This window comes from Kitasatospora sp. NPDC054795 (assembly GCF_053611565.1).
The window spans coordinates 1-25,629 of the sequence record NZ_JBSHAP010000130.1; the positions used below are offsets into that span (position 1 = coordinate 1).

15 protein-coding genes and 1 tRNA gene are annotated in these 25,629 nt (G+C 73.2%); 1 reads left to right on the top strand and 15 read right to left on the bottom strand.

Features of this window, described 5'->3' with window-relative positions; all coding sequences use genetic code 11:
• The 14 genes from ACWGJO_RS33830 to bldG all read right to left on the bottom strand — a co-directional run.
• The coding region (locus ACWGJO_RS33830) for a caspase, EACC1-associated type (protein WP_452189603.1) at window positions 1-4,382 on the bottom strand (4,382 nt) is incomplete at its 3' end.
• Window positions 4,379-4,735, bottom strand: coding sequence for an effector-associated constant component EACC1 (locus tag ACWGJO_RS33835; protein WP_380352443.1), 357 nt, complete (start codon window positions 4,733-4,735; stop codon window positions 4,379-4,381). The genes ACWGJO_RS33830 and ACWGJO_RS33835, both read right to left, overlap by 4 nt.
• Window positions 4,736-5,118: 383 nt before the next feature.
• A tRNA-Thr gene (locus ACWGJO_RS33840) sits at window positions 5,119-5,192 on the bottom strand.
• Between the two features lie 82 nt (window positions 5,193-5,274).
• The gene (gene leuE / locus ACWGJO_RS33845) at window positions 5,275-5,925 is read right to left on the bottom strand and encodes a leucine efflux protein LeuE (RefSeq protein ID WP_387688992.1); all 651 of its coding nucleotides are present in this window, start codon (window positions 5,923-5,925) and stop codon (window positions 5,275-5,277) included.
• Window positions 5,926-6,033: 108 nt separating this feature from the next.
• The gene (locus ACWGJO_RS33850) at window positions 6,034-7,731 is read right to left on the bottom strand and encodes an alpha/beta hydrolase (protein WP_452189604.1); all 1,698 of its coding nucleotides are present in this window, start codon (window positions 7,729-7,731) and stop codon (window positions 6,034-6,036) included.
• Window positions 7,732-7,910: 179 nt separating this feature from the next.
• Window positions 7,911-9,059: a hypothetical protein gene (locus ACWGJO_RS33855; RefSeq protein ID WP_452189605.1), complete on the bottom strand. Its 1,149-nt coding sequence runs from the start codon at window positions 9,057-9,059 to the stop codon at window positions 7,911-7,913.
• Window positions 9,060-9,355: 296 nt separating this feature from the next.
• Entirely contained in the window at window positions 9,356-10,567 is a 1,212-nt protein-coding gene (locus tag ACWGJO_RS33860; RefSeq protein ID WP_380541612.1) for a DNA polymerase III subunit delta', read from the bottom strand.
• Window positions 10,568-10,746: 179 nt separating this feature from the next.
• Window positions 10,747-14,313 (bottom strand): dTMP kinase, encoded by a 3,567-nt coding sequence (tmk, locus tag ACWGJO_RS33865; RefSeq protein WP_452189606.1) that lies wholly within the window; start codon window positions 14,311-14,313, stop codon window positions 10,747-10,749.
• Window positions 14,314-14,468: 155 nt separating this feature from the next.
• Entirely contained in the window at window positions 14,469-17,354 is a 2,886-nt protein-coding gene (topA, locus tag ACWGJO_RS33870; RefSeq protein ID WP_452189607.1) for a type I DNA topoisomerase, read from the bottom strand.
• A 359-nt stretch (window positions 17,355-17,713) separates the two neighbouring features.
• Window positions 17,714-18,172, bottom strand: coding sequence for a hypothetical protein (locus ACWGJO_RS33875; protein WP_452189608.1), 459 nt, complete (start codon window positions 18,170-18,172; stop codon window positions 17,714-17,716).
• 287 nt (window positions 18,173-18,459) lie between these two features.
• Window positions 18,460-19,992 (bottom strand): DUF7059 domain-containing protein, encoded by a 1,533-nt coding sequence (locus ACWGJO_RS33880; RefSeq protein ID WP_452189609.1) that lies wholly within the window; start codon window positions 19,990-19,992, stop codon window positions 18,460-18,462.
• 340 nt (window positions 19,993-20,332) lie between these two features.
• Window positions 20,333-21,145, bottom strand: coding sequence for a hypothetical protein (locus tag ACWGJO_RS33885; protein WP_380541538.1), 813 nt, complete (start codon window positions 21,143-21,145; stop codon window positions 20,333-20,335).
• 528 nt (window positions 21,146-21,673) lie between these two features.
• A complete protein-coding gene (locus ACWGJO_RS33890; protein ID WP_452189610.1) occupies window positions 21,674-22,093 on the bottom strand; it encodes an ATP-binding protein in 420 nt (139 codons plus the stop codon).
• A gap of 159 nt (window positions 22,094-22,252) precedes the next feature.
• Window positions 22,253-22,594, bottom strand: coding sequence for an anti-sigma factor antagonist BldG (bldG, locus tag ACWGJO_RS33895; RefSeq protein ID WP_049659132.1), 342 nt, complete (start codon window positions 22,592-22,594; stop codon window positions 22,253-22,255).
• A 222-nt stretch (window positions 22,595-22,816) separates the two neighbouring features.
• Between bldG and ACWGJO_RS33900 the strand changes: the two genes are divergently transcribed.
• Window positions 22,817-25,282 (top strand): DEAD/DEAH box helicase, encoded by a 2,466-nt coding sequence (locus tag ACWGJO_RS33900; RefSeq protein ID WP_452189611.1) that lies wholly within the window; start codon window positions 22,817-22,819, stop codon window positions 25,280-25,282.
• On the opposite strand, the gene ACWGJO_RS33905 is transcribed toward ACWGJO_RS33900, so the two are convergent.
• Window positions 25,277-25,629 (bottom strand): Rv3654c family TadE-like protein (locus ACWGJO_RS33905; RefSeq protein ID WP_452189612.1); only part of this gene is annotated, 353 nt, incomplete at its 5' end. The genes ACWGJO_RS33900 and ACWGJO_RS33905 overlap by 6 nt on opposite strands.

Below are 25,629 nucleotides of genomic sequence, written 5' to 3' on the forward strand. Positions count from 1 at the left end.
ACGACAGACTCCTGCCCACGACCAGCACGAGCACCCCGCCCCAGCGTCACACCAGCCCCTCCGACCAGCACGTTCGAAGATGGCGAAGGCTCAATGGAGTCCGCCGCGGGGCCGCTGTCGATGTCCGCGGCCGTCCGATCCCGACGTTCATTGAGGTAGCGCCCCACGTTGCCGACGTAGTCGTCACCGATCAGCTCGGCAAACTTGGAGTCGGCCAGGTCCCAGTCCACCGGCCTGCCCAACTCGAGGGCGATCCGAGCGGACAGCAGCGACACCCGGGGGGCCTGTGTGTGGAGTTCGGAGACCTCCTGCAGGTAGTCCGAAGCCGCGCACAAGGCCGACTCCCGCGCCGCGGAGGAGATCCCCTTTTCATAGATCGCCTGCCTCAGCAGACACTCGGCCGCCTCGATCAGACCACGACGCCAACGGTCCCCGTCCCGCTCCTGCCGAGCCGCCTCGGCGTGGAGTCGAGCCGCCTCGCCGTACTCCCAGATGTATCGGTGGTAGGACGCACGGGACCTCATGACGTCCAGGTTCCGCGGAAACAACTGCCCGGCCCTGTCCAGCAGTTCCCAAACCGGTCCGTGATCGACCTCCTGCGGGCGCCTGCTGTAGATCGCGGTCCAGCGTTGGTACTCACGAGTGATCCTGATGCGGGCCTCGTACAGCGCCCAGGTCGGACCGTACACCCGCTCATGCGCCATCAGCGTGTTCCAGCGCCCACGGTGAACCTGGTCGGCTCGCACCTGCTGCAAGGAACGGCCGGTGTTCCAGCCCGTGTTGTGCACCGGTACGGCCTGCGCCGCGACCACCAGGGTCCCTTCCCGCTGCCAGTCGCTGTCCAGGCACCACAAGTGCAGCAGGGCCAACGACTGATTCCGGGCCCGGACCTCCTCACCACTGTCGAGCCACCGACGGACCTCTTCGACGGCCTTGGCGTGCTCCGGAAGCAGCGTCCGTCCACGACCGCCCCCGGACCAGGCCTGCTTCGTGCGGAGCAGCCGGAGCCACGTCATGTAGGTACGTCCGCCGGGAAAGGACCGCACGGCGATCCGGGCCATGCGTACACCCTGTTGGAGGCTGTGCCGGGCCGACGGGTGATCGTTGCGCTCACGGTAGACATAGGCCAGGAACGCGTTGGCCTCGGCCAGTTCGACCATGTGGTCCACCGGCATGGTGGCGCTGGGCCCCTCCCGATCGGCAAGGCTTCCGGCCCGGCCGTTCAGTAGAGCGAGAACCTCCCGGGCACCCGCGTACTGCAACTCCAGGTCCGCGTGCCGCTCGTGGACCCTGCGCAGGAATCCGGCCGCCTCGACCACCAGTGGCACCGGCCAGTCGTCCCTGGAACCCCACGCCTCCTCAAGTGCCGACAGCGTCTCCTGGGCCAGCTCCAGCCGCTCTCCGTCCCCCCTTGTCTCCTGTGCGTACATGTACCCGCTTGCCAGGAGGTTGTGTGTCCACTGCTGCTGACGCTCCGGGAGTACGCTTGCCAAACGGGCGTTCTCGTTCGCGAGTTCATAGGCGGAACGCACCGCTGTCCGCCGCTCGTCCGCCGTCGTCGCCGTCGCACGGCGAAGTCCTGCCAACCTGTAGAGGAACCAGTTCCGGGTCTGGCGGGCCCGCGAGTCCTGCGCCAGAGGAAAGACCTCGAGCAGTTGCTCCGCCAGTTCGAGACTGTCAGAGGCATCGGCGCCGACGTCTGCCGAAATCTGGGCCGCAGCCGTGTTCAGGATCCAGGATGTCGACCACAGCAGACGGTTCAGCGAGCCGTTGGCGGGACCTTCGTGAAGGGCCGCCAGCTGTCGCGTCAACCGTTCACGGGCGGGGGCTACCTGGGCAAGCGCGCGATGGCGGCGCGCCCCGTGGAAGCCGCACTGGTCGACGGAGCGAAGCACACGCCACGGGGCGGCTTCACCGCACACCTCCAAGAGCGATACGGCGTACTCGAACGCGGACAGGAAGGTCGCGGCTGCGTCCGGCTCCTGCACCGACGCCCGGGAGGCCAGGTTGAGGCGTCCCGCCGCCGCGTACAGTTCGTCGATCAACTCCCATCGCCGCACAGCGCCGTTGCCGGGTTCCACACCGTTCGTCACAGCGTTCTGGGCAGCCGATCGCTCACTCTCCGTGCCAGTCGGCGGGACCGTCTCCGGCGAGGTGTTCGCCGGCTCCGTCAGCGGAACAGAACCGATCGTCTGCGCCACCGGCAGAAGGACCGCGTCCGCGGAGTCGCCGTTGACGTACAGGCCGAGTCGCGCGCGCAACCCCGGCAGCGCATCCGGGACATGGCGGTCGATCCATCCCACGGCCCGGCGCAGCGCCTCGATCACACGGGGCACTGCCTCCGACTCCCCCTCCGTCTCCCCGCTCGGCAGCACCGTGTTGGCCAGCAGGCGCCCGGCAGCGATCAGGTTCCGGTCGACAACGTCGCACGGGCGTTCCCCGTCGGCGCCTGCCGTCATGTCGGCGGTGGAGCGGATCGTACGCAGGAGGTCGTTCCTGAGCGCCTCTCGACTGACCGGGCTGACCTCCAGCCGGGGGGAATCCCCGGCTGGAGGGCCCGAGTCGGCGGCGGGACGCCAAGGGATGAGAATTCCTTCGTTGAAAAGCACCCGCAACACACTGTCCGGCAACCCCATGCCCCGGAGCGCGGCTACCGGGAGTGGCAGTTCGTCGATGACTCCCCATACGGTGAGGAGGGCCTGGCCTTTGGTGCGGTCCATTCCTGTCGCGGTGGACCAGGCCCTGTCCAGTACGCTGGCGATGGTCGGCTCGGCGGCCTCCATCAGAGCTTCTTCGAACTCTTCAGGCCCAATCTCCACCGCCGCCCGGGAACGGGCGTCGAATCCCGCGAGGAAACTGTCGTAATCGTCCTTGCGGTGAATTCGACAGACCAGGCGGACGGCGCGTTCGATGACCCCGGGACGACGCACTATCTCGTCATAGCCCACCAGGTCCAGGCCGTTGACATCGGTCACGAGATTCTCGCCGGCGAGCCAGTCGCCGATCAACGCGAGAGCGTCCGATGTGGCCAGCGCAGGTACGACGAGTGGCCTCGGCCGGTGGTTCCCACCGTCGATCTCAACGGTTTCGGTGGTCTCCACGATGACCGCAGCGCGCTTGAAGACCTCCTGCCTCAGCAGCTCGTCCAGCTCTTCACGGAGTTCCGGGCGATTCAAGTCGATGCGACACGCCTTGATGACAAGAATGAGACTCCTGCCCTTGACCTGACGAGGCAGAACGAGGTCGAGAAGGCCATCGGTCGTACGCTTGGCCGCAACCATGAATTCGCTGTCGTCCAGCATCTGATGCAGCGCTCTGGTGATCGCCTCCATCAGCGGGCTCTCAGCCGCCGCACTGGGCTCGATCTCGAGTACCACGGGCGGGAGGGAACCCGCGGGCAGCAGGTCGGCCTTGGCGAGAAGCGAGGTGAGAAGCGCCGACTTGCCCACCTGCGCCCGTCCCGTCACGGGAAGGACCTGCCCCATGCGCACCATTTGGCGCGCCTCACCCAGCAAGGCGTCACGCCCCAGGAAAGGGATCGGCAGCGGCAACGGGTCCGGGCCGAGGTACTGGATCTTCTCAGGTTGCGCCGGCGTCCCACTGTCACCGTCCGGCGCGGACGCTTGATAGCCGGCCGCCTCGAACGGCTTCACGAACCGCCGATTCCTCACCCAGGGCAGTTCACCCACCCGCGAGTCATTGGTGACCGGTCGCGGGTAACCACGGCTGGTGAGCCACTTGTCGACATGCGCCAAGAGTTGCCGCGGCGTCCAGAACTGCTCAGTGGGTGGCCCACCAGCCACCAGGCACGTGATGAGGGCCTGGCCGAAAGCCGTGAACTCGTTGTCCTCGGGTGACTTTGCCGTTCGGTTGGCTTCGCAGGCGGCGAGGACGTAGCAGCCCTCGGGTGCCTCACCGGCAACGTGTTGCTCGAAGGGCAGGACGTCCATGGCCAGCCCGGCATGGCAGCAGTCGAGAAGTACGAGTTTGATCGGTGCGGGCCCGCTGCCCACTGCATTCATCAGGTCGGCGAACGCCAACATGGTGCTCGGCATGTCGGCTCGGGAATGCGTCAGTGGCAACAGGAGTTGCCCGCCTTCTTCGACACCGTGACCCGCGAAGTAGAGGACGAAGCACTCCTCCGCCGCCTGGGACGCCGCCTGGACGACCGAGAGGATTTCGGCGGGGTTGCTCTTGTGCGTCAAGATCTCCTGGCAGCGATCGAGCCTGAGCCCCCACACAGCAGGATCACGCAGTTGCTCACTCACCTTCTCGACTGTTCGCTCAACCGCCTCGAGCTCGGTGAACGTACTGTCGGTGAAGATGCGGGACGAGATGAGGACGGCGCGTGACTTCTCTCCAGCAGGCGGCTCGGCGTTCATGAACTGCCGAGGGAGCGCGGCAGTTCGCGGAGCACCGCCTCGGCAGTTTCGGGGTCACGCGCCTCGATGGTGATGGTCCGCGTGCCGTCAGGAGCATCCACGCGTTCGATGACCAGCATCGGCCTGTCCTCGGCCGGACGGGAGGCGGCCTTCGACCGCCAGTAGTCGATCACCGACTGTGCCAGCACCCCGACCAGTCCCGCGTCGATGGCAAAGCGCAGACAGTCCGCAAGCACTCCCATGTCACCGGGGAGGGTGGCCGCGTGTTCGCGCCGGACGACCACACGGCGCAGATCACGCTCGGACTTGAGCCACTTCTCCAGCGCGCCCAACTCGTCGGAGCGCGCGTCCACCAAACGAAGAGTGATCTGCACCAGGCCCCCCGGGCTTGCGACCAATCAGATGCCGCACCCTACCAGTTGCGAACAGGCCGAGGTGCCGGCCTCGGACACGCCTCTCCGCTCCGTCGCGGCCGACTCCGCGCACGATGCGGCGCATGATCGACGTTGCGGAGCGGCACATGATCGCCGTTGCGGATCCGCGCCGAAGCAGCCGTCCGGACCGGGGGCGAAGCCGGGAAGGCCGGGGCCGATGAGCAAGGACCGAGGCGGGATCAACACCCGACTCACTCATCGCTCACGCAAGCGATCCTGCGGCGCGTCGTCGGCGCCTGCCCGCAGGTCGGGGAAAGGCAAAAGCCCCAGGTCACGGCGAGTGAGTCCTGGGGCTTTCACAGAGCCGCCTGCGGGATTCGAACCCGCGACCTACGCATTACGAGTGCGTTGCTCTGGCCAGCTGAGCTAAGGCGGCACCGTCGCCGTGTGTGGCGGCAACGCGGGCCAGTCTACACAGGTTCGCGGGTGATCCGTTACCCGGTATCCGGGGGCGGGGGTCAGGCGGAGGAGACGGCGAGTTTGGCGGCGAAGCCGGCGAAGAGGACGGCGACGCCGCTGGTGAGGGTGGCGGAGAGGCGCTTGCGGCGGCGGAAGGCGGTGGCGAGGGTGGTGCCCGCGAAGATCAGGAGGGAGAGGTAGAGGAAGCTGAAGGTCTGGAGGATGCCGCCGAGGAGGGCGAAGGAGAGGGCGGGCTGTCCGTAGGAGGCGTCGACGAATTGGGTGAAGAAGGAGAGCAGGAAGAGGATCGCCTTCGGGTTGAGGAGGCTGATCACCAGGGCGCGGCGGAAGGGGTTCTCGGTGCTTTCGGGGGTCTGCTCGGTGGTGGGGTCGGCCGCGGCGCGGCGTTCGCGCCAGAGTTGGCGGGCGGCGCGGAGCATGCCGTAGCCGATCCAGAGGAGGTAGGCGGCGCCGCCGAACTTGACCACGGCGAAGACGGCCGGGTTGGCCTTGAGCAGGGAGGCCGCGCCCAGCGAGGTGAGGCTGATCAGGGTGAGGTCGCCGATGAAGACGCCGGCCGCGGCCCGGTAGCCGGTGCGGATGCCCTTGCGGGCCGCGACGGACAGGACGTACAGGGAGTTGGGTCCGGGCAGCAGGATGATGACGAGGGCGCCGAGGACGTACGTCGCCAGGTCGTTGACTCCGAGCACGATGAGCTCCGGTGCAGGGGAGGGTGGCAGGGGGCGCTCATCGTAACGTCGTACCGGTAATCGGTTGAAGTGAAAACCACCTGTCGGTCGGCCGGCGCCCGGCCCGCCCTACCGCTCGCAGCGCTTGCCCTGCTCCGGGGCCTCCCCGGTCAGCAGGAAGCGGTTCACCGCGCCGTCCACGCAGGTGCTGTGCCGGCCGTACGCGGTGTGGCCGTCGCCGTCGAAGGTGAGCAGGCGGCCGGACTCCAGCTGGCCGGCCAGCGACTGCGCCCAGGCGTACGGGGTGGCCGGGTCACGGGTGGTGCCGATGACGACGATCGGGGCGGCGCCGGCGGCCCGGACGGTGTGCGCCGCACCGGTGGCCCGGACCGGCCAGTAGGCGCAGGTCAGGGCCATCCAGGCCATGTCGCGCCCGAAGTGCGGCGAGACCCGCTCGAACTCCGGTACCGCCCGCTGGACGTCCTCCGGGCCGTGGAACGGGGCGGGCAGGTCGAGGCAGTTCACCGCGGTGTTGGCGAACATCAGGTTGGGGTACGAGCCGTCCGGCTCGCGCCCGTAGTAGTCGTCGGAGAGCTTCAGCAGACCGGTGCCGTCGCCGGCCTCGGCATCGGTGAGCGCGGCGCGCAGCTTGGGCCAGAGGAAGTCGGCGTACATGGCCTGGATGACGCCGGTGGTCGCCTGGGACCCGGTCAGCCGACGGCCGGCGTCGGTGGTGGGCAGCGGGGCGGTGCGGACCACGCCGAGCAGGGCGGTGAGCCGGTCGCCGACCTGCTGCTCGGTGCGGCCGAGCGGGCAGTCCTCGCGCTTGGCGCAGTCCTGGGCGAAGGCGGCCCAGGCGGTCTCGAAGCCGCCCGCCTGGGTGCGGTTGCCGGTGACGGAGTCGAGCGCCGGGTCCATCGCGCCGTCCAGCACCAGCCGCCCGACCCGGCTCGGGAACAACCCGGCGTAGGTGGCGCCGAGGAAGGTGCCGTAGGACTTGCCGACGAAGTTCAGCTTCTCGTCGCCGAGCAGGGCGCGCAGCACGTCCATGTCGCGGGCGGCCTCGACGGTGCTGAGATGGCCGAGCGCCGCCCCGGCCCGCGTCCGGCAGCCCTCGGCGAACTCCTTGTCGGCCGCGACCAGCGCGTCGACCCCGCCCTGGTCGCCGGGCGCCAGGCCGACGGCGGTGTAGGCGTCCATCCGGTCGCCGCTGAGGCAGCTGACGGGGCTGCTGCGGCCCACCCCGCGCGGGTCGAGGCCGACCAGGTCGTAGCGGGCCCGCACCCCGTGGTCGTAGGTCCGGGCGGCGGCCTCCAGGTACTCGATCGCGGAGCCGCCGGGCCCGCCCGGGTTGAGCAGGAGGGAGCCGAGCCTCGTGCCCTGGGAGGCGGAGGCGGCAGAGGCGGACGGGTCGGAGGAAGCGCTCCCGGGCCCCGCCGGTTCCGCCGCGGCCCGGGCGGCCGCGAGGGTGAGGTCCCCGTCCCCCGGGTGGTCGTAGTCCAGCGGCACCCGGAACGTCGTGCACTCGAACCCGCTGTCGCAGGGCTGCCAGACCGGACGTTGCGCGTAGTACGGCGCGAGCGCGGCCGGGACGGCGGCTGGCAGCGGCTCCAGCGGGGTGGCTCCGGCCCTCGCGGCCGTCGGGGCCGAGGACGTGCCGGAGGCGGCCGGGTCCGGGGAGGGGGCCGCCGGTGCCCCGGCCGGATCCGCGCTGCAACCGCCCGCCAGCAACCCGACGACGACCAGCGCCGCGGCCAGCACCCGTGCCCGCGCCGATGCCCGCGCCCGCACCTGTGCCCGCACCTGTGCCCGCTCGAAGGCCCTCATCCGCCACCTCTCCGCAACCGACCAGCACGTGGAAGAACCGAAGGAACACCGGGGGAACACCGGGGAACACCGGAGGAACACCCGCAGTGGGAACAACCCTCGAAGCACCCCGGAGGAAACGCCGCTGCCCGGCACCCGCTCCAGGGGTACCGGGCAGCGTAGCCCCGCCGGACCTGCCCTCAGGACGCCCTGGCCAGCGCCTCGGCCAGGAACTGCGCCGCCTGGCGGACCAGCCGCAGCCGCTCCCGGTCGGGGGTGAAGTCCTGCACGTTGTCCGAGATCCGCACCTCGGCCTTGGCCGCCGCTCCGGGGCCGGCCTTCAGTGCGGCCTGGAGCTTGCGGGCCGCGTCCAGCCCGGCGGAGTCGCCCCTGGCGGCGGCCAGCAGCAGCTTGGCGGCGCTGCCGGCCGGGGCCTCGGCACCGGTCTGGGTGAGCGCGGTGGCGTCGTACCGGCCGGAGACCGCCGCCGCCGCGCCGTACAGGTCGGGCCGGGAGAGCCCGGCGGCGGCCGCGCAGGGCGCGCCGGCCTCGACGCCGAGGGTGCCCCAGGAGGCCGGGCCGGGCGGCAGGGTGCGGAAGGAGGTCGCGATGGTGGTGCGCAGCGTCGCGTCGTCGGCGACGGCGGCCGGGGCGGCGGCGACCAGTTCGCAGGGGTGCGCGGTGCCGTTCGGCGCCTCGGGGGCGACCACGATGAACGGGTGGGACTTGCCGGTCTGAAGGGCCGAACCGATGCCCTCGAAGACGTCCGGGACCTCGGCGTCGGCGGTCTTCTGGGGCGTGGCGGCCTGCATCACGACGACCGGGAAGCGGGCGTTCGGCTCCTTGGCGTACTGCGGCGGAAGCCAGACCCGGATGTTGCGGGGGTGGCCGTCGGGGCCCAGGACGGCGGACTGGAGCAGCTCGCCCCCGCCGGGGTGGCCGACGCTGTCGAAGCGGCTGACCACGGCGGGGGCCGCGGCCGACTCGGCGACCGCGGGCGGCACCGCCTGCTGCTGCCGGACCGCCGTCCCCGAACCGGTCCCGGCACCCGTGTCCGTGCCCGGAGCCGAGCCCGCCGCGTCCACGACCGGCTCCGCCCGGTCCGGCTCCTGGGTGCCCCGGCCGAGACCGCCGAAGGCGCCCAGCGTGGTGAGCACCGTCAGCGCGGTGACGCACACTCCGCAGACCATCGCCCCGGCCGCCCGCATCAGCATCGGCCAGCGGTCGCCGGCCAGCTCGTACGTCTCGGCGGCGCGCAGGTCGCGCCAGCGGTGTTGGGCGCCACGGGCCAGCCAGATCCCGCCGAGGGCGGCGGCCAGCAAGGGGATGACGAGGAGCGAACGAACCACGGGACGCACCACCTCTGGAGGGGGTCGCGCCGAACCGGACCCGGCGCGCACGGAAGGCGACCGCCCCGGCAGCGGGCGCAGTCGGCCCCCAGCGTGCACAACGGGTGGACGGTCACACGACGGTGTGCCCGGCGAGTGTCGCTCGTTCACTCGAAGGTGGGATGGCGCACCGGCTCCGGGAGGCGTACAGCCGCCGCCCGCCGGAGCGACGCCCGGGCGGACGGCCCCGGACCGGACCGCCCCCCCCCGATCCCCGATCGGCAATCGGCAATCCCCGATCGACGCTCAGCCCGCGCTCAGCCCGCGCGCAACGCCACCGTCATCGCCTCGACCGCGAGCAGCGGGTCGACGTTGCGGTCCAGCGCCTGACGGCAGGCCAGCACCGCCTCGATCCGCCGCAGCGTGCTCTCCGCCGGCCCGGCCTGGGCCACCCGGTTCAGCGCCTGCCGCTGGTCCTCGTTGGCGAGCGCGCCGGTGGAGCCGAGCTGAATGGCGAGCACGTCCCGGTAGAAGCCGAGCAGGTCGAGCAGGGCGACGCCGAGGGTCTCCCGGCGGGTGCGGGTGGCCCGGCTCTTCTGTCGCTTCTCCAGCTCCTTGACCGCGCCGGCCATGCCGCGCGGCACCTTGCCGCCCTCGTAGGCGCCGTAGGCGGCCTTGAGGTCGTCCGTCTCCTTGGCGTCCTGGGTCTCGGCGAGCGCCTCGGCGTCGGCCTTGGCGGTGTCGACCAGGCGCTGGGCGGCGGTCAGGCAGCCGCCGATGTCTCCCACCTCCAGCGGGATGCGCAGCACCTCCGTCCGACGGGTGCGGGCCTGTTCGTCGACGGCGAGGCGGCGCGAGCGCTCGATGTCGCCCTGCCCGGCCAGTGCGGCGAGCCGGGCGGTCTCCGGGTCGACGCCGTCACGACGGACCAGCGTGTCGGCGACCGCCTCGGCCGCGGGGGTGCGCAGCACCAGCAGGCGGCAGCGTGAGCGGATGGTCGGCAGCACGTCCTGGACGGAGGGGGCGCACAGCAGCCAGACGGTGCGCGGGGAGGGTTCCTCCACGCCCTTGAGCAGCGCGTTCGCGGCGGCCTCGGTGAGCCGGTGGGCGGCGTCCACCAGGATCACCGACCAGCGGCCGCCGGTCGGGTAGCTGGAGGCGCGCATGACCAGGTCGCGCATGTCGCCGACGCCGATGGAGAGGCCGTCGGTACGGACGTACTTCACGTCGGCGTGGCTGCCGGCCAGCACGGTGTGGCAGCCGTCGCAGAACCCGCAGCCGGGCGTGCCGCCGAGCGCGAGGTCGGGGCTGGTGCACTGGAGGGCGGCGGCGAAGGCGCGCGCGGCGGTGACCTGCCCGGCGCCGGGCGGGCCGGTGAACAGCCACGCGTGCGTCATGAGGGAGGCGTTCGCGCCCTCGACCGGGGCGGTCCCGCGACCGGCCTCGATCGTCGCCCCGGCCGCCCGGGCGGCGGCGGTCAGCTGCTCGACCACCCGCTCCTGGCCCACCAGGTCGTCCCAGACGGCCACTGCTGCTCCCAAGCTCAGTACGGCAGCGCTCGTGGCGCCTCTTCCCCGCCGTCGAGCATACGTCTCCGCTCCGACACCCACTGCTCCGTCCGGGTCACGGCGGGGCGAGGAGGCGGCCCTGCGGAACGCGGCGGCGACGCCGGGGACCTGCCCCGACGGCGCCGCCCACACGTGTCCGGTCAGCCCCGGCGGCCCCAGCGACGGCCCTTGCCCTTGCCGTCGCCCTTGCCGTCGCCCGTGCCGTCGCCCTTGTCCTGTGCGTCCCCGCGGCCGTCGGTCCGCTCCGCGCCGCCCTGCGGGCCGCCGTACGGAGCGCCCTGGCCCTGACCGCCGTGCTCCCAGCGCGACCACTCGTCGTGCGAGCCCAGCAGGGTGTCGGTGAGGCTCGGCAGGTCGTCCAGCGGCGTCTCCTCGGCCCACTCCGGCCTCGGCCGCTCGGCACCGGGCTGCGACCGCTCGGCCGTCGGCCCGGCGTCGACCACCGGCAGCTCGCGGGTGCTGTCCACCGGCTCCGCGCGCCGCGGCCCCTGCGCCGGCCGGCCCTCGGTGCGGCCTCCGGTACGGCCTTCGGCACGCTCCTCGGTACGGCCCGGCTCGATCCGCGGCAGCACCTCGGTCCGGTCGGCCTCCGCCGGGATCCTCGGCAGCACGGCCGTCTCGTCCACCGCCGAGGCCGGCACCACCGGCAGCTTGGCGGTCTCGTCGACCGTACCGGCCGTTCCGCCGGCCGCCCGGCGCGTCTCGGCAGCCTCCGCGGCCTTGCGCGCCTCGGCGGCCTCGGCAGCCCGGACGGCCGCCTGCCGGTCCCGCGGCGAGAGCTCGCGCGTCGCCTCGTCCCCGAGCCCGCCCACCGGAGCCTGCGCCGCCGGCTGTGCCGCATCCCGCGGGGTGTCCTGCGGGACACCCTTCGGAATGTCCCGGACCGCCCGCAGCTCCGTGGTCGTCTCCGCGGCCGACTCCCCGGCCACCGAACCCGAACCCGACGCCGACGCCGAACCAGGACCCGACGCCGAACCCGAACCCGGCCGCGCCTCGGCCCGGCCCTCCGCGGACTCCGCCGCCGCAGCCGCGGCCGCGAGCGCGGCGGCCTGCGCCAGCCGCGCCTCCTCGGCCCGCTGGAGCGCCTCCTCCGCCCGGCGGCGCTGCTCCTCGCGGGCCAGCTCGCGCTGCCGCTGGAGCTCGGCCTGGGCGGCCGCCTCGTCGGCGATCCGCTTGCGCTCGGCGGCCTCGGCGGCCAGCCGGGCCTCCTCGGCCCTGCGCCGCTCGGCCTCCTGCTCGGCGCGACGCGCGGCCTCCTCCTCGGCCCTGCGGCGCGCTTCCTCCTCGGCCTTGCGCCGGGCCTCGGCGGCGGCCCGCTCGGCCTCCTCCGCGGCCAGCCGCTCCTTCTCCGCCTGCTCGGCCCGCAGCTGCGCCAGCACCTCCTGCCGCTTGCGCTCGGCGGCCTCCTCCTCGGCCTTCTTGCGGGCCTCCTCGGCGGCGCGGCGCTCGGCCTCCTCCTTGGCCAGCCGCTCCTGCTCGGCGCGGGCGGCCTTCTCCTGCTCGGAGAGCGGCAGCTCGCGGTCGAGTCGGTGCCGGATGGCGGTGGTGACGAAGCCGGGGGCCTGGCTGCCGTCCACGACCAGGTAGCGCGCCGGGTCGGCGGCGGCGAGGGCGAGGAAACCGGCCCGGACCCGCAGGTGGAACTCGGTGGGCTCGGACTCCAGCCGGTCCAGCGCCTCGGTGAAGCGCTCGCGGGCCTTGGTCGGGTCGACGTCCAGGACGACGGTCAGGTCGGGCAGCAGCCCGCCGGTGGCCCAGCGGGAGATCCGGGCGACCTCGGTCGCGGCCAGGTCGCGACCGGCGCCCTGGTAGGCGATGGAGGAGTCCATGTACCGGTCGGTGATCACCACGGCGCCGCGGGCGAGGGCCGGCCGGATGACGTTCTCGACGTGCTCGGCGCGGTCGGCGGCGTAGATCAGCGCCTCGGCGCGGTGCGACAGGCCGGTGTTGCCGACGTCCAGGACGAGGCCGCGCAACCGCTGGCCGACCGGGCTGCCGCCGGGCTCGCGGGTGAGCACGACCTCGTGCCCCTTGCCGCGGATCCACTCGGCGAGCGCCTGGGCCTGGGTGGACTTGCCGGCGCCGTCGCCGCCCTCCAGGGCGATGAAGAAGCCGGTGCCCGCGCCGAGGCGCGGCGCCGGGCCGCCCGGGCCGCGCACCGAGTCCACCAGGTCCCGGACGAACGGCGCGGTGCCGCGCCGGTCGTCGGTGCGCAGCAGCACGACCGCGGCGAGCACCAGCGTGAGCAGCCCGGAGGTGGCGACGGCCAGGGCCGCGCCGCCGTGGATGAAGGTGAAGGAGCCGGGCTCGACGGTGCCGTACTCGACGTCCCCGTAGGCGGCGGCGATCAGCGGGACGACGACCAGCGCGGCGGCGACCACGGTCCGGAGCACCGCGAACAGGTGCTCGGTGACCTTCGGCAGCCGGGCCTCCTCGACCTCCTGGGCGAGCAGGGTGCGTCCGGCCGAGATCACGATCCCGGCGGCCAGCCCGGCCAGCACGGTGAGCAGCAGGACCAGCACGAAGTCCAGCACCAGCCCGGCCAGGATCAGTGCGACGCCCTGGGTGAGCAGCGCCAGCGCGAGCAGCCGGCGGCGGGACAGCGAAGGCAGCGTGGCCCGGGTGAGCCGGGCGCCCAGGGCGGGCGTCCCGGCGGCGGCGAGCACCAGCAGGCCGTAGCCGATCGGCCCGGCGCGGTGCTCGGCGGCGGTGAGCAGCGCGAGCGCGGCGACGCCCGCCATCGCGGCGTAGCCGGCCGCGACGGCGAAGGTGAAGTACGGGGCGCCGCCGGTGCGGCCCTTGCTCAGCGCGGGGCCGGGGGCGGCGTCGGTCGGGGCGCGCAGGCCCTGGAGCGGCGAGACCGGGGCGACGGACACCGGGCCGCCGGGCAGCTGCTGGAGGTGGTCTCGGACCGCCGCGGCGGCGAACAGCCCGGCCGCGCCGAGCGCCGCGAAGGTGAGCTGGTGGGCGCGGAGCCAGTCGGAGCCGAGGGCCGCGCCGATGTTGTTGAGCAGGGTGAAAGCCACCAGGCCGAGCGCGCCGAGCGGCACGGTCACCCAGCCGGTGAAGCGGTCGATGCTCCGGACGCTCTCCAGGTTGGCCGCGGCCGGGCGCTGCTCGGCGACCGGCAGGTGCGGGTTGGCCGGAGGCAGCAGGCCGGGAACGGCGGCGGTCCTGGCGATCCCCCGGACCCGCTCGGCGGCACCGGTGACGAACACGGTGGCGAGCAGGGCGTAGGTGGCGGCCCCGGAGGGCTCGGCGGCGGAGCCCAGCCAGACGCTCCACCAGGGGGCGAGGCCGATCAGCAGGGCGCGCAGCACGTCGGCGCCGAAGAGCGTCCAGCGCCGGTCCAGTCGGCCGGTGACCAGCCGGTGCACCGGGCCGAGCAGTGCGACGCCGACCAGGCCGGTCGCCAGCACCCGGACGGCGAGGACCGCGGCGAGGGCGAAGGCGAGGCTGCGCGGCAGGCTGCCGAACCGGCCGCCCTGGGCGGCGGCGATCACGGTGAGCGCGAGCAGCACCAGCAGACCGAGCCGGTCGGCGGTGCCGCCGATCAGCTGGGTGGTCCACAGGCGCCGGTAGGCACGTGTCCGCAGCAGCGCCCGGGCCCGGTCCACCGGAGTCCCGGCGGGCGCGACCTCGGGCAGGTCGGACACCCCCGCTCTGGCGGCCGGGGCGCTGGGGGTGGGCTGCTCCTCGCTCGTCATACGGTCAGCGTAGCGGGCTGGGCCTGGCCGGAATGTGGCGAACGCGCTTCCGGATCGTGCTCATCACCGGGTTGTGACGTACCCCGCACAGACCCGACGGGCCTCGGGCCCGCCCCCCGGGATCGGGGGTGCGGGCCCGGCCGCGGGACCGCGGATCAGCCTTCTTCGGTGGCCGAGGCCTGGTCGGCCGCCGTCCTGCTCGTGGCGGTCTTCTTGGCCGCCGTCTTCTTCGCCGCCGCCGTCTTGGTGGTGGTGGTCTTCTTCGCGGCGGTCTTCTTCGCGGCCGCGGTCTTGGTCGCCGCGGTCTTGGCGGTGGTCGTCTTCTTGGCCGCGGCCTTCTTCGCCGGGGCCTTCTTCGCCGCCTTCTTCACCGGTCCGCGCGCCCGCTTCTCGGCGAGCAGCTCATACCCGCGCTCCGGCGTGATGGTCTCGACCTCGTCGTCCTTGCGGAGCGTGGCGTTGGTCTCGCCGTCGGTCACGTACGGACCGAAGCGACCGTCCTTGACCACCACCGGACGCTCGCTGACCGGGTCGTTGCCCAGCTCCTTGAGCGGCGGGGCGGCGGCCGCCCGGCCGCGCTGCTTCGGCTGGGCGTAGATCGCCAGCGCCTCGTCGAGGGTGATCGTGAAGAGCTGGTCCTCGCTGGTGAGCGAACGGGAGTCGGTGCCGCGCTTGAGGTACGGGCCGTAGCGGCCGTTCTGCGCGGTGATCTCCGCGCCCTCGGCGTCGGTGCCGACCACCCGGGGCAGCGAGAGCAGCCGCAGCGCGTCCTCCAGCGTGACGGTGTCCAGCGACATCGTCTTGAACAGCGAGGCGGTGCGCGGCTTGACCGCGTTCTTGCCGGTCTTCGGCGTGCCCTCGGGCAGGATCTCGGTCACGTACGGGCCGTAGCGGCCGTCCTTGGCGACCAGCATGTTGCCGCCGACCGGGTCCGGGCCGAGCTCGAAGTCGCCGCTGGGCTTGGCCAGCAGCTCCTCGGCCAGCTCGACGGTGAGCTCGTCCGGCGGCAGCTCGTCCGGGATGTCGGCACGCTGGCCCGGCTCGCCCTCGACGGTGGAGGCGCGCTCGACGTACGGGCCGTAGCGGCCGACCCGCAGGGTGATGTCGTCGCTGACCCTGAACGAGCTGATCTCCCGGGCGTCGATCGCGCCGAGGTCGGTGACCAGTTCCTTCAGGCCGCCCAGGTGGTCGCCGTCGCCGTTGCCGGCCTCGGCGGCGCCGCCCGCGGCGTGGCCCTCGCCCTCACCGAAGTAGAAGCGCTTCAGCCACGGCACGGACTGCGCCTCACCGGCGGCGATCCGGTCGAGGTCGTCCTCCATCCTGGCGGTGAAGTCGTAGTCGACCAGCCGGCCGAAGTGCTTCTCCAGCAGGTTGACCACGGCGAAGGAGAGGAAGGACGGGACGAGCGCCGTCCCCTTCTTGAAGACGTACCGGCGCTGGATGATCGTGTCGATGATCGACGCGTAGGTGGAGGGGCGGCCGATCTCCCGGTCCTCCAGCTCCTTGACCAGCGAGGCCTCGGTGTAGCGGGCCGGCGGCTTGGTGGCGTGGCCCTCCGGGGTGATCCGCTCGGCGGCCAGCGGGTCGCCCTGGGCGACCTGCGGCAGCCGGCGCTCGCGGTCGTCGAGCTCCGCGTTCGGGTCGTCGGCACCCTCGACGTAGGCCTTGAGGAAGCCGTGGAAGGTGATGATCTTGCCGGTGGCCGAGAACTCGACGTCCCGGCCGTCGGCGGAGGTGCCGCCGACCCGGACGGTGACGGACTGGCCGACCGCGTCCTTCATCTGGGAGGCGACGGTGCGCATCCAGATCAGCTCGTACAGCCTGAAGTCGTCACCGGTCAGGCCGGTCTCGGCGGGGGTGCGGAAGCGGTCTCCGGACGGGCGGACGGCCTCGTGCGCCTCCTGCGCGTTCTTCACCTTGCTGGCGTAGGTGCGCGGGGCGTCCGGCAGGTAGTCGACGCCGTACAGCTGGGTGACCTGGGCCCGGGCGGCGGTGACCGCGGTGTCCGACAGCGTGGTGGAGTCGGTACGCATATAGGTGATGAAGCCGTTCTCGTACAGCTTCTGGGCCACCTGCATGGTCCGCTTGGCGCCGAAGCCCAGCTTGCGGCTGGCCTCCTGCTGGAGCGTGGTGGTGCGGAACGGCGCGTACGGCGAGCGGCGGTACGGCTTGGACTCGACGCTGCGGACGCCGAACGCCGTCTGCTCCAGGGCGGCGGCCAGCTGACGGGCCGCCTGCTCGTCCAGGTGCAGGGTGTTCGCGCTGGCGGCCTTCAGCCGGCCGTCCTGACCGAAGTCGCGGCCGCTGGCGATCCGCTTGCCGTCGACGGAGGCCAGCCGGGCACCGAAGGTCTCCGGGTTGGCGGCGTCGACCGGGGTGCGACCGGTACCGAAGGTGCCGACCAGGTCCCAGTACGAAGCGGCGCGGAAGGCCATCCGCTCGCGCTCGCGCTCGACCACCAGTCGGGTGGCGACGGACTGCACCCGGCCCGCCGACAGCTTCGGCATGACCTTCTTCCACAGCACCGGCGAGACCTCGAAGCCGTACAGCCGGTCGAGGATGCGGCGGGTCTCCTGGGCGTCGACCAGGCGCTGGTTGAGCTCGCGCGGGTTGGCCACGGCCTCCTGGATCGCCGACTTGGTGATCTCGTGGAACACCATGCGGTGCACCGGCACCTTGGGCTTCAGCACCTGCTGGAGGTGCCACGCGATGGCCTCGCCCTCGCGGTCCTCATCGGTGGCGAGGAAGAGCTCGTCGGACTCCGCGAGCAGCGACTTCAACTTGCTGACCTGGGACTTCTTGTCCGCGTTGACCACGTAGATGGGCGCGAAGTCATGGTCGACGTCCACCCCGAGGCGCCGCACCTCGCCGGTGTACTTGTCCGGCACCTCGGCCGCGGTGCTGGGGAGGTCGCGGATGTGCCCGACGCTCGCCTCGACGATGTAGCCGGGGCCCAGGTAGCCCTTGATCGTCTTCGCCTTGGCCGGCGACTCGACAATGACGAGTCGCTGTCCGTGCGCGGTCTCGCTGCTCGGGGACACCTTCGCTCTTCTCTCCCGGTCCTTATGTGGCTGGTCGGCGCCGGCAGCACGGGCTGCACTCCGCCCGACCCCTCCACCGCCCCGGGGCTGCCGCGGCACGACACCCCCACCAGCGGAGTGTGACCGTACCCCGGCCACCCTTGTCAAACGGACGGATCCCGCTTTTTCACTTGCCGGGCTCACCGACGCCACTCGAACGGTAACCCGATGACGGAGGTTCGCGCCCCGCGGAGGGGGGCCTTCGGCAGGTTCCGGAGGATGGAATGACGGATTTCAAGATCTGTCAACGGAAAATCGACGGGTTCTCGCGGAGCGGGGGCGGGGGTGGGGGCGGGGCGGGGGCGGGGCGGGGGCGAGGCTCAGCCGCCGGCCACGGCCAGGAGCCCGGCGCCCGCCGCCAGGCAGCCCACGCCCAGGACGCTCCACAGCAGGTCCACGACGGCAGCCCGACCGACCTCCCCCGAGGCCAGCACCACCCTGCTCGGGCGCCGCGGGTCGTAACAGATCCGCACCGAGGCTCCGGGCGCGAAGCGGTCCGGACGGCGCAGCGGGGTGTGCCCCCGCGGACGGGCGATCACCAGCCCGGCGATCCCGCACGCGCCGGCGCCGCCGACCGAGGGCGGCACCGAGAAGGAGAGCAGCGGAGCACTGTCCAGCTGGCCGTGCACGTCGTCCTCAGCCATCACAGTGGCCACCGCCGACGCCCCCCGGCGGCGCACCCGCAGGCGCAACCCCACCTCGGCGGCGCACCAGAGCAGCAGCACGCCACCGAAGAGGGCGAGCACCGACCCGCCCACCATCGCCGTCGTCGTGTCCACCCCTGGCCCCCGGCTCCCCAGCTCTGTCCACAGCCTGTGGACAGAGCTTCACAGTGGAGAGCCAACGGGAGACTGCCACCCGGCGGCGGCCGGACGAACCAGGGGGTACGGACGGGTGAACCGGTCAGGTCCCGGCGGGTGCGGTCACGGAGGGCCGGGGTCCGGGCACGGTGAATCCGGGCACGACACAGCCGGGCACGGTGAATCCGGCCACGGAGGGCCGGGGCGGGTCAGGACGCGTCGGGACGCGTCGGGACGCGTCGGGTCGGGATGTGGAACGTCGGGCCTCAGCGGACCGGGTCGATGAACCCCTGCTCGGTCAGCAGGCGCAGCGACTCCGGCACCCGGTCCCGCAGGACCACCCTGTCCTCGCCGAGCAGCTGCGCGATGGCGTCCACGATCTCGCCCGCCGACAGCGTCCCGTCGCAGACCCCGACGAACCCGGCGCCCACGGTGTCCACCTTGGTGGCGCGCCGCATGCCCCGGTTGTGACGCAGGATCACGTGCTCCGGGTCCTCCGCGCCCGGCGCGCCGACCTGCTCCTGGACCACCTCGTCGGCCAGCACGTAGCGGGCCGCGAGCAGGCCCGCGTCGTCGTGCGAGCGGAGGAAGTCCTGCCGGTCGAACCAGGCCTCGATGTGCGGGCCCAGCGGCTGCTCCACCGGGTGCGGCCACTCCTCCACCCGGACGGTCGGACGCTCGGCGCCGCTCGCCCGCAGGGTGATCCAGCCCATCCCGATGCCCTCGACCCGGCCCGCCTCGAAGGCGTCCAGCCACTCGCCGTACCGGGCCTGGTAGTCGCCGCCGGGGCCGCGGTGGTCACCGCCGTCGCGCAGCCACAACTCGGCGTACTGGGCCACGTCCTGGACCTCGCGCTGGACGACCCAGGCGTCCAGGCCGGTGCCCGCGACCCAGCCGGCCAGCCGCTCCTGCCAGTCCTCGCCCTTGACGTGCTGCCAGTTGGCGAGCAGCTGGCAGTAGCCGCCGGGCTCCAGGTGGTCGGCGGCCGAGCGGACCAGGCTGCGGCACAGGTCGTCCCCGGCCATGCCGCCGTCGCGATAGGTGAACCGGCCGCCCGGCGAGATGACGAACGGCGGGTTGGAGACGATCAGGTCGAACTTCCGCTCCCCAACCGGCTCGAAGAGGCTTCCGGTGGACACCTCGGTGTTGTCGAACCCGGACAGCGCCAGGGTCAGCTCGGTGAAGCGCAGCGCGCGCGGATTGAGGTCCGTGGCGGTGACGGTCCCGGCGTGGCGGGCCGCGTGCAGCGCCTGGACACCGGAGCCCGAACCGAGGTCCAGCGCGGTCCGGACGGGACGGCGCACGGTGATGTTCGCCAGCGTGGTGGAAGCACCGCCGACGCCCAGCACCAGGTCCTTGCGGGCCACCCCGTGCGCGGTCTCGCCGGAGCCGATGCCGCCCGCACCGCCCACCGCGCAGCCCAGGTCGGAGACCACCCAGGCATCCGAACTGGGCATCCCGGCCACCTCATTGGCGTACGGCCGGACGTCGACGGTGGCGCGCACCAGATCGCCGTCGGGGCGCAGCCAGCCGTCCGCCAGACAGTCCTCCACCGGCAGCGCGGCGGCGGCCGCCCGGTACGGGACCGGCTGCTGGAGCAGGAACAGCCGCACCAGCGTCTCCAGTGGGCTGCCACCGCGGGTCGCCCGCAGTGCCGGGACCGCCTCGCTGCGGGCCAACGCCGAATAGCCGGTGGGCCCTAGCAGGTCCAGGCACCCGTCGGCGGTGAACGAGGCGGCGAGCAGCGCCTCGCGGAACTTGGCGAGGCGGGTCGGGTCGAGAACGGGGCTACTGATCACCCCGCCATTGTCCCCCGGCGCCCACCCCGCGGCCGCCGCTGCGCCCCGCGCCCATCGGACGGAAGCCCACACCACCACGCACGCCCCCGGAAGCCACCGCGCGCCGCCCTGCCGGGGGCGCCGAGTCGTTCGGCGGCGGCTCGCGGCGGCTCGCGGAGGCGGCTCGCGGTCACGGCGGCCGGCGGCGGGCAGGGCCGGCGGCTCCACGAGGGCGCCCCGGCCCGCGTGACTTCGTCACGGCCGACGCGCAGCACATCACCAGCCGGGTCCGGGGCGGGGACGGGCCGGTTTCGGGCCGGTTTCGGGGGCGGGCGCGTCGGATCGTGCGGTCCGCCGGGGCTCAGCTCGCGCTGGGAGCGGGGTTCGCCGGGGTGCCCGCCGGGGCGGACGGAGCGGTGGTCGCACCGGCAGCGGCCGGGCTCGCACTGTCGGTCGCGCCGGGCGCCGGCGTGGTGGCCGGGGCGCCCGGGGTGTCGGTGGCGCCGGGGGCGGGGGTCGTTCCCGCACCGCCCGGGGCCGGGGTGCCGCTCGCGCCGGCACCCGCACCACCGGTGGCACCGCCGGTCGGGGCGGTGGTCGGGGACGGCTTGCAGCCCTCCTGCTTGGCCATCGCCGCGCCGAGATCGCCGCGCTGGAGCTTGCTCTGCGCCTGGGTGGAGAGCGAGGCCAGCTGCTGCACCTGGTCGGCCACGCTGCGCAGCCCGTCGGCGAACTTGGCCTGGTCGGTGTTGGGCAGCGCGTCCAGCTTCTTCTGGACCTCGACGTAGCCGTCGGCCGCCTTCTTCAGCTCGTCGACGGTGTCCTTCTGGAGGGTCGCGCCGTCCTGCACCTTGGGCGCCCCGGCACCGTCGATGGCGGCGGCTATGTCCTGGTTGGTCTTGGCCAACCGCCCGATGTCCGTGGAGAGCCGCTTCTGGAGGTCTGCGGGGACTTCGCCGGTCTTCACCTGGCCGGTGTCGGCGAGCGCGGCCTGTGCCTGGGAGATCGGGTCCTTGGCGGCGCCGCAGACGGTCGACGCCCAGGACTCCAGCTGCTTGCTGTTGTTGTCGTCGCCGCCACAGCCGACGGCACCGAACGCGAGCAGCACGCCGAGGGCGGGTACGGCCAGCAGTCGCTTGTTCACCGGGAGGAGCCTTTCGGTTTCGGTCGTCATCGGTCGTCGAACCTACACGGCCGGTGTCCGTTCCCCGATTTCCGGTTTCCCTCCCCCGCTGCCTGCTGCCTGCTGCCTGCCGCCTGCCGCCCGCTGCCCGCTGCCCGCTGCCCGCTGCCCGTGCCGATGCTCGATGTCGTGCGGGATCGCCATCGAGCGGAACGACGGGCGAGGTCGGTCGCTGCTGCTGCACCGGCAGGGGATGGCGCGTCCTCGCACAGCCTGCCTACGGGCATGCCGACGCGGACCTCCTCGCCCCGGGTGCCCGCCGACGGCTGACCGGCAGCTCGGCCCGGAACGCTTCGGAGGTCGAGGCGCCTGCCGATGTCCCGGCGGCCTGCCCGGTCGTCCGGGTGACGGGATGCGAACCCACCCGGACGCCGTCCGTCGCGACGAGCCCCGATCGACGAGCGGCCCCGGGCGGCCTGGAGCAGCCGACCGCCGGGATCACCACGTCGACGCCTGCCCGGGAACCGGACTCCAGCCCTCGGGGGCGTGCGGAGGCGCGAATGCGGCGCCGACGGCGCCTCAGACCGTGACGGAGGGGACCGAGACCGGCCAGCTCATCCGGATCAGGCCACCGTCCGTGCCGTTGGTGACCTCCAGGTCCTCGACCAGGCCGGTGATCACGGCGAGGCCCAGGGTGTCCTCGTCCGGGTCGCCGCCCTCGGCAGCGCCGGAGGCCGGGACGGCGGCGGGGCCGGCCTCGTCCTCGACCTCGATGAGGAAACGCTTCTCCTGATCGGTCAGCGCGACCCGGACCGTGCCGCCGATGCCGCCGCGCTGGTGCAGCCCGACCGCGCGGGAGCACGCCTCGCCGACCGCGAGCCGGACCTCGTCGAGCACCGACTCGTCGACCCCGGCCCGTCTGGCGACGGCCGCGGCGACCAGTCGGGCCGTCCGCACATGCTCGGGAAGCGCGCTGAATCGAAGTTCGACGGTTGCCATCTCTCCCCCTCGGGGTGCTCCGACCGGGGCCGGAGGTCCGGCCCCTGCGGGCCGGCGGAACCGGCCCAGGGGCGTCCGAGGACGCACCGGGCCGCACGGGCCCGGGCTCCCGGACGCGAGGAAACGAGCGGGCCGGCCACCCGGGCCGGCCCGGCCGCGTCAGTCGGTCGCGTTGACCGCGTCGTCCACCGAGGTGTGGATCGGGAAGACCTTGGTCAGGCCGGTGATGCGGAAGATCTTCAGGATGCGCTCCTGGTTGCAGACGAGGCGCAGCGAGCCCTCGTGGGCGCGCACCCGCTTCAGACCGCCGACCAGCACACCGAGGCCGGTCGAGTCGAGGAAGTCAACGCCCTCCATGTCGACGACGAGGTGGTACTTGCCGTCGTTGACGAGCTCGACCAGCTGCTCCCGCAGCTTCGGGGCGGTGTACACATCGATCTCGCCGCCAACCTCGACGACCGTACGATCGCCGACTGAACGGGTCGACAGGGACAGGTCCACGGAACCTCCAGCACCTTGCCTTGCTACGTCATGTGCGATCCTCGGCCGGACGGCCGCCACCGCATGGTCGCGAGCCCGGGCGCGCCCAGCCAACGCGTGGCAAGCCTCAGCGCTGCGACCCACGGCCATACGGCCGTCACGGCCACATTCAACCACCTGCGGCCATGCCCGCACGATGGCTTACGACGATTCTCCGTCACGCCGGTGACACACTGGGTCCCCATGCCGCCCCGACACAGCCCGCCCGAGGCACTGCTCACGACCCTGGCCACCGGCCGGGGGCGGTCCGACCGGCTCACCCATACGGAGCACCTTCCCGCCCGACCTGCACGTTATTCACCGTGGCCGGACTCGATCCGTCCGGAGGTCGTGGCCGCGGCACGCGCCCTCGGGGTGGAACAGCCATGGGCGCACCAGGCAGAAGCGATGAATCTGGCCAAAAGCGGCCAGACTGTGGTGATCGCCACAGGCACCGCCTCGGGCAAGTCGCTGGGCTATCTGGCACCGGTGCTCACCGACCTCCTCGACGGCACCGAGGCCCGCAACGGCCGCGGCGCCACCGCGCTCTACCTTGCTCCGACCAAGGCGCTCGCCGCCGACCAGCGCCGCCGGGCGGCCGAACTCGCCCCGCCGAGGGTCCGCGCCGCCCTGTACGACGGCGACACCCCGACCGAGGAGCGCGAGTGGGTCCGCCAGTACGCCTCCTACGTGCTCACCAACCCGGACATGCTCCACCGGGGCATCCTGCCCGGCCACGCCCGCTGGTCCTCCTTCCTCAAGGCGTTGCGTTACGTGGTCGTCGACGAATGCCACAGCTACCGGGGCGTGTTCGGCTCGCACGTCGCCCAGGTGCTGCGACGGCTGCGTCGCATCTGCGCCCGTTACGGCTCGTCACCCACCTTCCTGCTGGCCTCCGCCACCACCGCCGACCCGGCCGCGACCGCCCGGCGGCTGACCGGCCTGCCCGCCGTCGCCGTCACCGAGGACGCCTCGCCGCGCGGGCCGATGGTCTTCGGCCTCTGGGAACCGCCGCTCACCGAGAACGTCGGCGAGCACGGCGCGCCCGTGCGCCGCACCGCGACCGCCGAGGCCGCGCACCTGCTGACCGACCTGGTCGAGAGGGAGATTCGCACCGTCGTCTTCGTCCGCTCCCGGCGTGCCGCCGAGCTCGTGGCGCTCCAGGCCCAGGACCAGCTCGACCGCCCGCTCGCCGGACGGGTGGCCGCCTACCGCGGCGGCTACCTCGCCGACGAACGCCGCGCCCTGGAACGCGATCTGCACACCGGCCGACTGCTCGGCCTCGCCTCCACCTCCGCTCTCGAACTGGGCGTCGACATCTCCGGCCTCGACGCCGTCCTGATGGCCGGCTACCCCGGCACCCGGGCCTCGCTCTGGCAGCAGGCGGGCCGAGCGGGCCGGGAGGCCCAGGGCGCGCTGGCCGTGCTGATCGCCCGGGACGACCCGCTGGACACCTACCTGGTGCACCACCCGGAGGCGCTGTTCGCGGCGCCCGTCGAGGCCACCGTGCTCGACCCCGACAACCCGCACGTGCTCGCCCCGCACCTGTGCGCGGCGGCAGCCGAACTCCCGCTCACCGATGCCGACCTGGAACTGTTCGGGCCGTCCACCGCACCGCTGCTCCCGGTCCTGGAACGGCGCGGCCTGCTGCGCCGGCGCAGTGACGGCTCCTGGTACTGGACCCGTCGCGAACGCGCGGCCGACGCGGTGGACCTGCGCGGCAGCGGCGGCAGTCCGGTTCAGATCGTCGAGTCCGACACCGGCCGCCTGCTCGGCACGGTGGACGCGGCGGCCGCCCACACCAGCGTCCACACCGGGGCCGTCCACCTCCACCAGGGCCGCACCTACCTGGTCCGGGAGTTCGACCTGGAGAACTCCGTGGCCCTGGTCGAACCGGCCGACCCGCCGTACACCACGGCCGCCCGTGACATCACCTCCGTCTCCGTCCTGGACACCGACACCACCGTCGAATGGGGCGAGGGCCGGCTCAGCTTCGGCTCGGTGGAGGTGGTCAACCAGGTGGTCGGCTACCTCCGCAAGCGGATCTCCACCGGGGAGATCATGGGCGAGACCAAGCTCGACCTGCCGCCCCGCACGCTGCGCACCCGCGCGGTCTGGTGGACCGTCACCGAGGACCAGCTGCTCGACGCGGACATCCCGCCCGACCAGTTGCCCGGCGCCGCCCACGCCGCCGAGCACGCCTCGATCGGACTGCTGCCGCTGTTCGCCACCTGCGACCGGTGGGACATCGGCGGCGTCTCCGTTCCGCTGCACCCGGACACCGGCCTGCCGACCGTGTTCGTCTACGACGGCCACCCGGGCGGGGCCGGCTTCGCCGAACGGGGCTTCCGGCGGGCGGTCCAGTGGCTGACGGCCACCCGGACGGCGATCGCCTCCTGCGAGTGCGAGCGCGGCTGCCCGTCCTGCGTCCAGTCACCCAAGTGCGGCAACGGGAACGACCCGCTGGACAAGGCCGCCGCCGTCCGGCTCCTGGACGTCCTGCTGGCCGGGGCCGCCGGAGCCGCGGAGCCGCAGGACGGACGGGAGGCGCCCGACGGCCCGGAGACTCCGGAAGCTTCGGACGCTTCGGAGACGAGCGCCGGTCCGGAGGCGCCGGACTCGCCGGAGACGACCCCGGGACCGGACGGTGGAGCGCCGGCCCGTTCATGAGACCGCCGCCGCACTCGGGGCTCCGCCCGGATCTTCGCTCGGATCCCCGACCGGCCCGGCGTCCGGCACGTCCTCGGGGCCGGTGACCGGGGCCCGTACCGGCCCGGCCCGGGCCCTCGCCCGCGCCGGGCCGACCGGCAGCCGGGTCGGGAGCCCGCGGACGTCCACCTCGGCCACCACCTCGACGGCGTCCGCCGACCGGTCGACCGCACAGGACACCAGTCCGGCGCCCTGCGCGGCGGCGATCGCGGCGGCCCGGGCGCAGCCGCCGTCCCGGTCCAGCAGCAGCCGGTCCGCCGCGGCGAGGGCCGCGAGGTCGGCCGCCGACTCGGCCCGGTGCCGGGAGG

Excerpts from the sequence above, each read along its gene's own strand:
- tmk (WP_452189606.1), bottom strand. The coding sequence starts at position 14,313 with ATGACGAGCGAGGAGCAGCCCACCCCCAGCGCCCCGGCCGCCAGAGCG.
- ACWGJO_RS33885 (WP_380541538.1), bottom strand. The coding sequence starts at position 21,145 with ATGACGACCGAAACCGAAAGGCTCCTCCCGGTGAACAAGCGACTGCTG.
- ACWGJO_RS33900 (WP_452189611.1), top strand. The coding sequence starts at position 22,817 with ATGCCGCCCCGACACAGCCCGCCCGAGGCACTGCTCACGACCCTGGCC.
- ACWGJO_RS33850 (WP_452189604.1), bottom strand. The coding sequence starts at position 7,731 with ATGAGGGCCTTCGAGCGGGCACAGGTGCGGGCACAGGTGCGGGCGCGG.
- ACWGJO_RS33890 (WP_452189610.1), bottom strand. The coding sequence starts at position 22,093 with ATGGCAACCGTCGAACTTCGATTCAGCGCGCTTCCCGAGCATGTGCGG.